The sequence below is a fragment of the Actinoplanes sp. ATCC 53533 genome, assembly GCF_003947245.1.
Map to the genome: position 1 here is coordinate 62520 of NZ_QHHV01000039.1, position 11675 is coordinate 74194.

7 protein-coding genes are annotated in these 11675 nt (G+C 73.5%); 6 read left to right on the forward strand and 1 reads right to left on the reverse strand.

The genetic code is table 11. The annotated features are described in order from the left end of the window. Positions 1–32 precede the first annotated feature (32 nt). From DMB66_RS14880 to DMB66_RS14900, 5 genes are all read left to right on the forward strand, one after another. Complete coding sequence (locus DMB66_RS14880; protein WP_125804664.1) at positions 33–809, forward strand: TIGR00730 family Rossman fold protein; 777 nt, start codon at positions 33–35, stop codon at positions 807–809. Between the two features lies 1 nt (position 810). Continuing rightward, on the forward strand, positions 811–1359 hold the full coding sequence (locus DMB66_RS14885) for a TIGR00730 family Rossman fold protein (protein ID WP_125804665.1): 549 nt from the start codon (positions 811–813) through the stop codon (positions 1357–1359). 337 nt (positions 1360–1696) lie between these two features. Beyond that, the gene (locus DMB66_RS14890; protein ID WP_125804666.1) at positions 1697–2716 is read left to right on the forward strand and encodes a LacI family DNA-binding transcriptional regulator; all 1020 of its coding nucleotides are present in this window, start codon (positions 1697–1699) and stop codon (positions 2714–2716) included. A gap of 37 nt (positions 2717–2753) precedes the next feature. After that, on the forward strand, positions 2754–6953 hold the full coding sequence (locus tag DMB66_RS14895) for a UvrD-helicase domain-containing protein (RefSeq protein ID WP_125804667.1): 4200 nt from the start codon (positions 2754–2756) through the stop codon (positions 6951–6953). After that, on the forward strand, positions 6950–10564 hold the full coding sequence (locus tag DMB66_RS14900; protein WP_125804668.1) for an ATP-dependent helicase: 3615 nt from the start codon (positions 6950–6952) through the stop codon (positions 10562–10564). The genes DMB66_RS14895 and DMB66_RS14900 overlap by 4 nt, the downstream gene beginning before the upstream one ends. A gap of 9 nt (positions 10565–10573) precedes the next feature. On the opposite strand, the gene DMB66_RS14905 is transcribed toward DMB66_RS14900, so the two are convergent. Beyond that, a complete protein-coding gene (locus DMB66_RS14905; protein ID WP_125804669.1) occupies positions 10574–10981 on the reverse strand; it encodes a pilus assembly protein CpaE in 408 nt (135 codons plus the stop codon). Between the two features lie 223 nt (positions 10982–11204). On the opposite strand from DMB66_RS14905, the gene DMB66_RS14910 reads away from it, so the two are divergent. After that, entirely contained in the window at positions 11205–11408 is a 204-nt protein-coding gene (locus DMB66_RS14910) for a cold-shock protein (protein ID WP_015625344.1), read from the forward strand. Positions 11409–11675: the final 267 nt, after the last annotated feature.

An 11675-nucleotide genomic window follows, 5' to 3' on the forward strand; every position in this document is an offset into this window, starting at 1 on the left:
GGTTACGGACCGTCCGCACTACCGTGGTTGCCATGACGGACAGCACCAATAGCCGTAAGCGCGTACCCCCGGAGCGTCATCGCGGCGCCGTCACGCTCCGGCGTGAAGCTATGCCGCTGAGCACGGCGGACGAGAAACTGCTCGATTCCCACCACCGCGGTGAGTGGAAGACCAAGGACGCCTGGCGGGCGCTGCGCATCCTGTCGGAATTCGTCGAGGGATTCGACACCCTCGCCGATCTGCCGCCCGCGGTGAGCGTCTTCGGCTCGGCCCGCAGCGCACCCGACAGCCCCGAGTGCGTCCTGGCCGCCGACCTGGGCGCGGCGCTGGCCGAGGCGGGCTATGCGGTGATCACCGGCGGCGGTCCGGGGGTGATGGAAGCGGCCAACCGCGGCGCGACGGAGGCCGGCGGCATGTCGGTCGGACTCGGCATCGAACTGCCGTTCGAGCAGGGCCTGAACGGCTGGGTCGACATCGGCATCGACTTCCGCTACTTCTTCGTGCGCAAGACCATGTTCGTCAAGTACGCGCAGGCGTTCGTCGTGCTGCCCGGCGGCTTCGGCACGCTGGACGAGCTGTTCGAGGCGATCACCCTGGTGCAGACCAGGAAGGTGACCCGGTTCCCGGTGATCCTGATCGGCACCGAGTACTGGAGCGGGCTGCTGGACTGGATCAAGGGCCGGCTGCTGGTCGACGGCAAGGTCAACCAGGCGGACCTGGACCTGATCATGCTGACCGACGACGTGCAGGAGGCGGTGCGGTTCATCGTGGACGCCGACGTGGCGCTCGCCGAGAACGGAATCCGGTGACGTGGCGGCGATCTGTGTCTTCTGCGCCTCGTCCAACGCCATCGACCGGCAATGGCTCGACCTCGCGGCCCAGCTCGGCAAGGCCCTCGGCCCCCGCGGTCACACCCTGGTCTCCGGCGGCGGCCGGGTCGGCATGATGGGCGCCGTCGCCGACGGGGCCCGGGCGGGCGGCGCGCACACGCTGGGCGTGATCCCGCAGTCGCTGGTCGACCTGGAGGTGGCGGACACCCAGGCGGACGAGCTGATCGTCACCACGGACATGGGCGCCCGCAAGAATCTGATGATCGACCGGTCGGACGCGTTCATCACCCTGCCGGGCGGCCTGGGCACCCTGGACGAACTCTTCGAGGTCTGGACGACCGCGACCCTCGACCTGCACCGCAAGCCGATCATCCTGCTGGACCCGGCGGGCTTCTACGAGGGGATGTGGGGCTGGCTGGCCGGCCTGGCCGACACGGAATTCATCCGCCGGCCGGCCCTCGCGCAGGTGACGACGGTGAGCTCGATCGAGGCAGCCCTGGACGCGGTCGAGCGGGGGACCCGGCACTGATCGGGCTCCGTCGGGAGCGTCACGCCGGGGCGGGAGTCGCCCCGCCCCGGCGTGACCAGGGGCCTCGGCGGCCCGCCGGGCGACTCGGAGGGCACGCCGGGCACGCGTTCACCCGAAGCGGCCGCGCCGCGGGCGGTCCCTTCCTGCTCGGGCCCTGCCGAACCGGTGCGACTCTGGCTGCCGGTCCGGCAGGGGGCTCGCGGCGCGGGAGCTAGATGGGTTTAGCGTGACGCTGCTCTCCCACGCGGCGCCCGTCAAGAGCCAGCGGCCGGTGGCGTTTCCCGAAAGGTGCGCATCGGCGTCCGTCAGTCGGCCGGCGCGTGGAAGACTTCGGGACATGCCCCCGCAACGGGCGACCCTGCTCCAGGTCGCACAACGGGCCGGTGTGTCCCGCAGTACGGCGTCCTTCGTCCTCGCCGGACGCCACGTCGACATGCGCATCTCCGAGGACGCTCGGCAACGAGTGCTCCGGGCGGCCCAGGAGCTGGACTACCGGCCGAACCTCATGGCACGAAGCCTGCGCACCAAGGTCACCAAGACCATCGCGCTGGTCTCTGACACGCTCGCGTCCGACCCGTACGCCGGCCGCGCGATCCACGGCGCCCTCGCCGCAGCCGTCGCCCACGGCCACCTGCTCTTCATCGGTGAGACCGAGGGCGAGGCGGTCATCGAGGAGAAACTGATCTCCGACTTCCTGGACCGGCAGGTCGACGCCTTCGTGTACGCGAGCATGTTCACCCGCTACGTACGAGTGCCGAAGCAGCTCAAGGGCCAGCCCGTGGTGCTGCTCAACTGCATGACCCGGGCCGCCAGGCCGGCGTACCACTCGGTCATCCCGGACGAGGTCGCCGCCGGCTGGAGCGCCGCCAAGGTGGTGCTCGAGGCTGGTCACCGCGAGGGCATCCACCTGCTCGGCAACCCGGCCCACCACGTCTTCGCCGGCCGGGAACGGCTCGCCGGCATCCGCGAGGGCTTCGGCGCGGCGGGCATCAAACTGGCCGGGACGATCGACTGCGAATGGTGGCCGGACTCGGCGTACGAGGCGATCCGGGCCGTCCTGGCCGGCGGGCCGCCGCCCAAGGTGCTGATCTGCCTCAACGACCGGGTGGCGCTGGGTGCGTACCAGGCGCTGCGCGAGGCGGGACTGGAGATCCCCGGCGACGTCTCGGTGCTCTCCTTCGACGACTCCGACCTGGCCGCCTGGCTGCGGCCGCAACTGACCAGCATTTCGCTGCCGTACTACCAGCTCGGCTGGCAGGCGGTGGAGACCCTGCTGGACGAGGCGGGCCGGACCGAGCCCGAGGTGCGCCGGGTGCCGATGCCGGTTCGGCACCGGGCCTCGATCGCCAAGCCCTGATCGGGTTTCGTCGTACCGCCGTGGTCTCATTGGTGCCGTGACCTCGACTCCTGCCGCGGTGCGCCGGCCGGCGCACCGGCTCGTCCGCCGCGCCGCCGCCCCGGCGGACACGCTGCGCGACGACCCACTGCAGCAGCATGTGATCGGGCACACCGACGGTCCACTGCTGATGGTCGGCGGGCCCGGGACGGGCAAGACGACGGTGCTGGTCGAGGCGGTCGCGGCCCGCATCGCCGAGGGCGTGGATCCGGAACGCATCCTGGTGCTGACCTTCGGCCGCCGCGGCGCGGCCGCGCTGCGCGACCGGATCGAGGCCCGCATCGCGGGCCCGACCTTCCACGAGCCACTGGTACGCACATTCCACGCGTATGCCTTCGGTCTGCTCCGCCGGGCGGCCGCCGAGCGCGGAGAGCCCTCGCCGCGCCTGCTCACCGGCCCCGAGCAGGACCTCATCATCCGCGAGCTGCTGGCGGTGGTCGGCGACACCGAGTCCGAAGACCACGTCCGGTGGCCCGAGGCGCTGCGCCCGGCCCTGCCCACCCGGGCGTTCGCCCAGCAGTTGCGCGACCTGATGCAGCGCGCGGCCGAGCGCGGCATCGGCCCGGTCGAGCTGGCCCGCCTGGGCGAGCGCCTCGGCCGCGACGACTGGCCGGCGGCGGCCCGGTTCATCAGGGAATACGTCGCGGTGCTGGCCCTGCGTGACGCGACCACCCGAGGATCGGCGGCATACGACCCGGCCGAGCTGGTCCGGGCGGCCTCCGGCATGCTGGCCGACGACCCGGAGCTGCTGGCCGCGGAGCGCCGCCGGCTGGCCTATGTGTACGTCGACGAGCTGGCCGACACCGACCCGGCCCAGATAGAGCTGCTGTCCCTGGTCGCCGGCGGCGGCACCCCCCTGGTGGCGTTCGGCGACCCCGACTCATCCGTGTACGGCTTCCGCGGCGCCGACCCGGAGGCGGTGAGCGCCTTCCCACAGCGTTTCCGCACGGCCTCGGGAGCGCTGGCCGAGGTCATCACGCTGCACACGAGCTACCGGGCGGAGCCGGCGGTGCTGACCGCGACTGCCCGGGTGTCCCGCCGCATGCGCGGCGCGTCCCGACACCGCTACCTGCACCCGCCACCCCCGGTCCCGCCCCAGGCCCCGACCTCGGCCCCGGTCCAGCCCTCGGCCTCGGCCTCGGCCTCGCCCCCGTCCTCGGCTCCGGTCCCGCCCCCGTCCTCGGCTGCGTCCTCGGCTCCGGTCCCGCCTTCGGCCTCGGCTCCGGCCGCGGCCCCGGCCCCGGGGCAGCCAGGCATCGCCGGCTGGGCCGATCCGCATGGCTCGATCGTTTCCTCGGCGCCTGCGCAAAACATCTCACCAGCGCCGATCGCCGCCGACCAGCTCCCCGCCGGCCCAGCCGGTGCCGTGCCGACCGGCACCGGGGCTTCCGGGCGCGTCATCGCGGGTGCTGTCGTGCGGACGTTCCGGTCACCGACCAGCGAGACCGCATTTGTCGCCCATGCGCTGCGCGAGGCGCACCTGCTACACGGCGTGCCCTGGTCCCGGATGGCCGTCGTGCTGCGTTCGACGATCTTGCAGCTGCCGTCGATTCAGCGGGCCCTCGCTGCCTCCGGCGTGCCGACCGTCACCCATTCGGAGGATCTTCCACTGCACCTGCAGCCCGCCGTCGCACCGTTCCTGCTGCTTCTGCGGTGCGCGCTCGAGCCCGACGTCCTCGACGAGGAAGCGGCGGTCGCGCTGCTGCACTCGCCGCTCGGTGGTGCCGATCCGCTCGCCGAGCGACGGTTGCGGCAAGGGCTGAGGGCGCTGGCGCTGGCCGCCGGTGACCGCCGCCCGTCCGGTGAGCTGCTGGTCGACGCGCTGCGGGATCCGGCCGGGCTGGCCGTCGTGGAACGCCGCTGGGCCATGCCCGCGCAAACCGTGGCCCGGCTGATCGCCGTCGCCCGCGAGGCCGCCGCCGCTGCGGGCGCCACCGCCGAGCAGGTCCTGTGGTCGGTCTGGCGGGCGAGCGGTCTGGCCGAGCGCTGGTATGCACTGAGCACCCGTGGCGCCCCGGTCGAGCCCGGCAGCGAGGGCGGCCGGGCCCGGCAGTGGCGCGCCGAGGCGGCCGACCGGGATCTGGACGCGATAGTGGTCCTCTTCGACGCGGCGGCCCGGTTCGTGGACCGGCTGCCCGGAGCCCGCACCGAGGTCTTCCTGGACCACGTCCTCGGCCAGGATCTGCCCGCCGACTCGATCGCGCCGAGCGCCGACCGTGGCGAAGCGGTGCGGCTGCTCACCGCCCACGCGGCCAAGGGCCTGGAATGGGACGTGGTCGTGCTGGCCGGCGTCCAGGAGGGAATCTGGCCCGACCTGCGGCTGCGTGGCAGCCTGCTCGGCTCGGAGCGCCTGGTGGACTTCCTCGCAGGCCGCGCTGCCGCGGGAGCGGCTGCCGTCGTCGGCCAGACCTCGGCGCTGCTCGACGAGGAACGCCGGCTGTTCTACGTGGCCGCCACCCGGGCGCGGCAGCAACTGATCGTGACGGCGGTGGCCTCGGCCAGCGTCGGCGGCTCCGACGGCGAGGAGCAACCGAGCCGCTTCCTGGCCGAGCTGGCCCTGCCGGACCGCCGCAGCGGCCCCGACCCCCACGAGCCGCCAAACCCCGATCCAACGGACCCCGATGATCCCGGCCCCGACGATCCCGGCCCCGATGATCCCGGCCCGGCTGGACCAGAGCTCGACGCTCCGGGCCTCGACGATCCCGGCCCGGCTGGACTAGAGCTCGACGCTCCGGGGCCCGACGCTCCGGGCCCTGATGCCCCGGGCCCTGATGCTCCGGGCCCTGATGCCCTCGGCTCTGGTTCAACCGGCTCTGGTCCGGTTGGCCCCAATCCCGAGATCTTGGTAGCCAATGGCCCTCAGACGGGCCACCGGTTACCAAGATCCGACGAGCCGGACCCGGATTTGCGCAATGTCGCGGGTTCCGGCGGAGTCAAACCGACAAACCCGGCCGAAACCCCAGCTGGCAAGGCCGCGGCCCCGGCACCAAGGGACGGCGACGAGCACGGCAAGCAGGCAGCCGAGCCCGGCGTTCGCCGCGTTCGCCGCGAGCAGCCTGATGGGCTGGATGGTCCTGATGAGCTGAATGGGCCTGATCGGCCGGATGGGCCTGATCGGCCGGATCGGCCGGATCGGCTGGATGAGTCGGATGACGATTCCGGCGAGGCGGTGCACGAGCGCGATCCGATCGCGGAGGATCAGGAGCTCGAGGTGCCGGTGGGCAGGCCACCCCGGGCCCTCACGCTGTCCGCGCTCGTCGCCGAGCTGCGTACCGCTGTCGTTGCTCCCGACGCCTCGCCCGCCCGGCGCCATGCCGCCGCGGCCGAGTTGGCCCGGCTCGCCGCCGCCGGCGTGCCCGGTGCCCATCCCGACGAGTGGTGGGGTCTGCGGCCGCTGTCCGATGACCGTCCCCTGGTCGAGGAGGGCGAGCCGGTCAAGGTCACTCCGTCCTCGATGGAGAGCGCGCTGCGCTGCAGCCTGCGCTGGCTGCTCGAACGGCACGGTGGCGCCGCGCCGGCCGGGCCCGCGCAGGGTGTCGGCAACCTGGTGCACGCCGCCGCGATGCTCGCCGAGGATGCCAACGCCGACCGGGAGCAACTGGTCGAGTATGTCTCGGCGCGCTTCGACGCGATCGAGCTGGCCGCGCGCTGGCTCGCCGGCCCGGAGCAGGAACGGGCCCAGGGCATGGTGGACAAGCTGCTGCGGTGGCTGGCCAAGAACCCGCGCCGGCTGCTCGCCATCGAGCATGAGTTCACCGTGCGGCTCGATGATCCGAGCCGGCCGATCCAGCTCACCGGGCGGGTCGACCGGCTGGAGGTCGACGAGCAGGGCCGGCTGGTCGTCATCGACCTCAAGACCGGCAAGAGCACCACCGTGTCCGCCAGTGACGTCGAGGAGCATGCCCAGCTCGCCGGCTATCAGGCCGCCGTCGACGCCGGGGCGTTCGAGGAGTTCGGCGACCAGAGTGGCGGCGCCGCCCTGGTGCAGCTCGGCCCGACCAAGGAGGCCCGCGAGCAGATGCAGCTTCCGCTGGCCGAGGCCACCGATCCGAACTGGGCGTACGCGATGGTCCGCCGCACCGCCGACACCATGGCCGCGGCCACCTTCTCGGCCGTCGCCAACAACAAGTGCCGGGTTTGCCCGGTCCGGACCAGCTGCCCGATCTCGGGTCAGGGGCGGCAGGTCGTTGAACCGTGACCCAGCCCAGCCTCTTCACCGACACCCCCGCACGTCCGCGCCGGCGGGCCGACTCCGGGCCCCGGTACACCCCGGTCGAGCTGGCTCGGCTGCTGCGGCTGCATGCGCCGACGCCGGAGCAGGCCGCGATCATCGCGGCGCCGGTCGACCCGGTCCTGGTGGTCGCCGGGGCCGGCTCCGGCAAGACCGAGACGATGGCCTCGCGGGTGGTCTGGCTGGTCGCCAACGGGTACGCCCACCCGGACGAGATCCTCGGCCTCACCTTCACCCGCAAGGCCGCCGGCGAGCTGGCGCACCGGGTACGGACCCGGCTCGGCCAGCTGGTCCGTCGGCTCGGCCAGCAGGACGCCCTGGCCGGTGAGCCGACCATCTCGACCTACCACTCGTACGCGGCCCGGGTGGTCACCGAGCACGGCCTGCGCGCCGGGTACGAGCCGTCGGCCCGGCTGCTCACCGAGGCGGCCCGCTGGCAGATCGTGGACTCGCTGGTGCGGTCGTACACCGGGGAGATGACCGGGCTCAACCGTGCGCCCGGCACGGTCACCGACGACGTGCTGGCGCTCTCCGGCGAGCTGGCCGAGCACCTGGTCACCCCGGATGACCTGTCGGCGTGGACCGGCCGGTTCTTCGCCGACGTGCAGTCCCGGCCCGGCCGGGTCTACAAGGACGTCACCGACATGCTGCTGCGCCAGCGCCACCGGCTCACCCTGCTGCCCCTGGTTCGCCTCTACGACCAGCGCAAACTCGACATCGAGGCGATGGACTTCGGCGACCAGATGGCCCGCGCGGCCCGGGTCGCCCGCGACCATCCCGAGGTCGGCGCGATTGAGCGGGGCCGCTTCAAGATCGTGCTGCTGGACGAATATCAGGACACCAGCCACGCCCAGGTGGTGCTGCTCAACGCGCTGTTCGGCGGCGGTCACCCGGTCACCGCGGTCGGTGACCCCTGCCAGTCGATCTACGGCTGGCGGGGCGCTTCGGCCGGCACGCTGGATCGGTTCCCGGCCGAGTTCACGGGTCCCGGCGGTCGCGAGGCCTGGGTGCTCAACCTGTCCCGGAGCTGGCGCAACCGGCCGGAGATCCTGCGGATAGCGAACGCGCTCTCCGGCCCGCTGCGGGCCGCCGGTGCCCGGGTCGCCGAGTTGATCCCCGCGCAGCGGGTGGCCGAGCGGGTGGGCGGGCGCACGGTCGCGTGCGCGCTGCTGCCCACGTACGCGGACGAGGCCGGCTGGATCGCCGACGCCATGCTGACCGCCTGGCGGGCCGCGGCCCGGCTGCCGGAGGCGCTGCCGGGCGACATCCCGCTGGAGAAGCGCCCGACCAGCGCCGTGCTGGTCCGGGTCCGGAGCCAGATCCCGGCGATCGAGGAGGCGCTGCGCGCGCGGGGCCTGCCGGTCGAGGTGGTCGGCCTGGGCGGCCTGCTGGACACCCCGGAGGTACGCGATGTCGTCTGCACGCTGCGGGTGCTGGCCGACCCGATGGACGGGGCGGCCCTGCTGCGCCTGCTGACCGGGGCCCGCTGGCGGATCGGCCCGCGTGACCTCGTCGCGCTGCACCGCCGGGCTCGGGCGATCGCCGCTGCCCGGGTGTCCGCGACGACCCGGGACGAGCCCGAGGACATCGTCGCGGACCGGCTCGACGACGCCACCCTGGTCGAGGCGATGGCGGATCTCGGCGCGCCGCAGCAGTTCTCGCAGGAGGGATACGCGCGGCTGCGGACGTACGGAAGGGAACTGGCCGAGCTGCGGCACCGCCTGGACCAGCCGCTGCCCGACCTGGTCGCGGACATCGAACGTACGGTCGGCCTCGACGTCGAGGTGGCCGTCCGCGGCTGGGGAGCGGGCGACGCGGGCCTGGCCCGCGGCCACCTGGACGCCCTGGGCGACGTGGCGGCCCGGTATGCGGGCGACACAGACGGCGGCACGCTCGCCGGCTTCCTGGCGTTCCTGGCCGCGGCCGAGGAGGAGGAGCGTGGCCTCACCCCCGGCCAGGTGGACGTGGTCGAGGGCGCGGTGCAGGTGCTGACCACGCATGCGGCCAAGGGCCTGGAGTGGGACGTGGTGTCGGTCGCGGGCCTGACCAAGGGGGTATGGCCGGGAATGACCCGGGGCTCGGACCACTACCTGATGGGCATCGGGGTGCTGCCGTTCCCGCTGCGCGGCGACTCCGACGGACTGCCGGCCCTCGACCTGTCCGAGGCGCAGGACCAGAAGGAGGTGGCCGGGGCGCTGACGGAGTTCGGCAAGGCGTGGCGGGAGCACGACGAGCGCGAGGAGCGCCGGCTGGCGTACGTGGCGGTGACCCGGCCGCGGCGGCTGCTGCTTTGCTCCGGCTACTGGTGGGGCGACGGGGTGAAGAAGGCCCGCGGCCCGTCGGTGTTCCTGAATGAGATCCGGGCGACCTGCCTCGACGGCGCGGGCGTGGTCGAGGTTTGGACCTCGGAGCCGGCGGCCGATGCGACCAACCCGAGCGCGGAGCAGGTGGCGACGGCGGATTGGCCGTCGGACCCGCTGGGAGCCCGCCGGCCGGCGATGGCGGCCGCGGCGGACCTGATCCGGCGGATGATCGTGAGCCCGGACCCGGCGGCGGCCGAGGCCTTCGTCGAGCTGGCAGCCGCCGACCCCGAGGTGGCGTCCCGGGCCGGCCTGGCCGCCGACCTGATCGGCATGCCCCCCGACGGCGACCTCGTGCCCGACCGACGCCCACCACACACATCCCCGGACCGCCGCCCCGGCGGGGAGCCCGGTCACCCCGGCGAGGAGCCCGGCCGTCCTGGGGAGCCCGGCCATCTCGGCGGGGAGCCCGGTCACCCCGGCGGGGAGTCCGGCCGTCCTGGTGGGGAGCCCGGCCATCTCGGTGGGGAGTCGGGCCGCCCGGAGGGAGAGCAGCCGGACGTGGCCGCCGAGGGCGATCCCGATATCGCGCGGTGGCGGCGGGAGGCGGCGATTCTGCTCGCGGAGCGGGACGAGCGCGCTCGTCACGACGGCCCCCTGGAGGTGGCGCTGCCGGCGCACATCTCCGTCTCGCAGCTCGTCGTCCTGCGCCGTGATCCACAGGCCCTGGCACGGTCCCTGCGGCGGCCGCTGCCGCAGCGGCCCGCGCCCTACGCGCGGCGGGGCACGGCGTTCCACGCGTGGCTGGAGCAGCGATACGGCTCGGTCCGCCTGCTGGACGTGGACGAGCTGCCCGGCGCGGCGGACGACGACGCGGCCGCCGACGAGGAGCTGGTCGCGCTGCAGGAGGCGTTCCTGGCCGGTGAGTGGGCCGATCGGGTGCCGGTCGAGGTCGAGGTGCCGTTCGCGACCACCATCGCCGGTTTGGTGGTGCGCGGCCGGATGGACGCCATCTTCGCCGATCCGGGCGGCCGGTTCGATGTCATCGACTGGAAGACCGGTCGGCGGCCCACCGATGCGGATGCCGCCGCCGCGGCGGTGCAGCTCGCGGCGTACCGGGTCGCCTGGGCGGCCCTGGCCGGGGTGCCGGTGTCGCGGGTCCGGGCCGGTTTCCACTACGTCCGCGACGGGGGGACGGTCCGCCCGGCGGACCTGTTGGACGCCGAGGGCCTGGCCGCCCTGATCGCCGCGGTCCCCGAGCCCGGTCACCGGATCTGACCTGCGGGTTTAGGCGGTAGCGGCGGCCAGGAGGTGCAGCAGGGCGGCCGCGTACGCCGCTTCCGGCGTGGGCGCGGCGAACGTACGGTCCTCGCCCAGCAGGGTGACGTCCACCGCCCAGCCCGGCTCCGCGCGGCGCAGGGCCCGCAGCGTCCCGCCCAGCAGCTCCCGGAGCTGGTCCTCGCGGGGCAGCCACAGGGCCTCGTCCAGCTCGACGTCGTCCATCGCCCACTCCGTGGTGCCGTTGAAGCCGATCACCCGGCTCTCCGGCAGCTCGTACACCTCGATGGTCATCTGGCTCAGCACGAACACGTCCTCGTCCAGGTCCCGGTCGGGTATCGCGAAGTGGTCGCCGGGCCCCGGTTTCCAGATCAGGCCGGCCTCCTTGAGCTCCCGTGCCAGTTGCGCGCCGATCACCAGCAGGCCCCCTTCCTCGTGCTAGGCTCCATCGCGTTGTCAGTTTGGTTCCCAAGTACCTAGGAGCGCCTGTGGGGATTCTGCCCCAGGCGCTCTTTGTCGTAACCCGGGTTTCTCCGGTACGGGCGATCAGTACGGCGACACGAGTCCCGCGAAGTGCGGGTCTTACTACCTCGTTCCTGGCCATAATGGACGGGAACGATCGACCGTCGAGGAGACGAGCATGGTTACCGGCGTAGTGAAGTGGTTTAACGCGGACAAGGGCTTCGGGTTCATCACCCCGGACGACGGCGGTGCCGACGTCTTCGCCCACTTCTCCGCCATCCAGACTTCCGGCTACCGCAGCCTGGACGAGAACCAGCGAGTTGAGTTCGAGGTGACCCAGGGCCAGAAGGGCCCGCAGGCCGCGAACATCCGCCCGCTCTGATCTCAGCCCCGCGCTGACCACCGGCGCCGATCCCCTCGAGGGACCGGCGCCGGTGACGTTTCCGCCCCCGCCCAGCGGCCCGGCCCAGGCGCGGCCCTCCTGGGCTCGGCGTGGCCCCCGGCTCGGCGTGGCCCCCGGCTCGGCGTGGCCCCCGGCTCGGCGTGGCCCCCGGCTCGGCGTGGCCCCCGGCTCGGCGTGGCCCCCGGCTCGGCGTGGCCCCCGGCTCGGCGTGGCCCCCGGCTCGGCGTGGCCCCCGGCTCGGCGTGG

What these genes read in the sequence shown, in the direction of transcription:
- DMB66_RS14880 (WP_125804664.1), top strand. Translation starts at nt 33, where the DNA reads ATGACGGACAGCACCAATAGCCGTAAGCGCGTACCCCCGGAGCGTCAT.
- DMB66_RS14890 (WP_125804666.1), top strand. Translation starts at nt 1,697, where the DNA reads ATGCCCCCGCAACGGGCGACCCTGCTCCAGGTCGCACAACGGGCCGGT.
- DMB66_RS14910 (WP_015625344.1), top strand. Translation starts at nt 11,205, where the DNA reads ATGGTTACCGGCGTAGTGAAGTGGTTTAACGCGGACAAGGGCTTCGGG.